Annotated in this window: 1 protein-coding gene; it reads right to left on the reverse strand. The window is 65.8% G+C overall.

Features of this window, described 5'->3' with window-relative positions:
• Positions 1-19: 19 nt before the first annotated feature.
• The coding region (locus HW466_RS31510) for a flagellar type III secretion system pore protein FliP (RefSeq protein WP_176316185.1) at positions 20-433 on the reverse strand (414 nt) is incomplete at its 5' end.

Raw genomic sequence — 433 nt, forward strand, 5'->3', positions numbered from 1 at the left:
GGGCGTCATCGCATCGTCCTCAGGTAAAGCTCTGCGCCAGCGAGCCGATCAGCAGCTTCCAGCCGTCCACCAGCACGAACAGCATCAGCTTGAAGGGCAGCGAGATGGTGGTCGGCGAGACCATCATCATCCCCATCGACATCAGCACGCTCGCCACCACCAGGTCGATGATCAGGAACGGGATGAAGATCGTGAAGCCGATCTGGAAGCCGGTCTTCAGCTCGCTGGTCAGGAAGGCCGGCACCAGCAGCGGCAGCGGCACGTCCTCGGGGCCCTGCATCGGCGGCGCCTTGGCGATGCGCGCGAACAGCGCGAGGTCGCTCTCGCGCGTCTGCTTGAGCATGAAGGTCTTGAAGGGCGCCAGGCCCCGCTGCACCGCCTGGTCCATCGGCAGGGTGCCGGCCGAGAACGGCTGGTAGCCGTCGGTGTAGGC

This window comes from Burkholderia territorii, from assembly GCF_902833055.1.
Classification (GTDB): domain Bacteria; phylum Pseudomonadota; class Gammaproteobacteria; order Burkholderiales; family Burkholderiaceae; genus Burkholderia; species Burkholderia territorii.